Source organism: Streptomyces sp. GbtcB6, from assembly GCF_019091475.1.
In the GTDB taxonomy this organism is placed as follows: Bacteria; Actinomycetota; Actinomycetes; order Streptomycetales; family Streptomycetaceae; genus Streptomyces; species Streptomyces hyaluromycini.
Genome location: NZ_JAGXJL010000116.1, coordinates 6117 through 6528, shown reverse-complemented (window position 1 = coordinate 6528; position 412 = coordinate 6117). Strand labels below are relative to the sequence as shown.

At 74.8% G+C, this 412-nt stretch carries 1 protein-coding gene; it reads left to right on the top strand.

Annotated elements, in window-relative coordinates; translation table 11 throughout:
* Window positions 1-412: 3-deoxy-7-phosphoheptulonate synthase (locus KVT45_RS57475; protein WP_254648716.1), on the top strand; the 412-nt coding region annotated here is incomplete at both ends.

The following is a 412-nucleotide window of genomic DNA, read 5'->3' as shown; positions in this document are numbered from 1 at the left end:
ACCCCGGGCGCAGCCCCGGCCGGCTCACCCTGATCGCGCGGATGGGCGCCGACAACGCCCCGCGCAGGCTGCCCGCTCTGGTGAAGGCCGTCGCCCGGGCCGGTCATCCGGTGCTGTGGCTGTCGGACCCCATGCACGGCAACACCGTGTCCGGCCCGGACGGGCTCAAGACCCGTCTGGTCGAGACCGTGGTGCGGGAGGTGCAGGCGTTCCAGGAGGCGGTGCGCGCCGGCGGCGGTGTCGCGGCGGGCCTGCACCTGGAGACGACGCCCGAAGCGGTCACCGAGTGCGTCTCGGACTCGGTCGAGCTGCACCGCATCGGCGACAAGTTCACAGCGGCGGGAGCGGGTGGCCTGGTCCCGGCCCCGGCCGGCCAGTGGACGTACACCACCCTGGCGCTGGGCTCCGCACT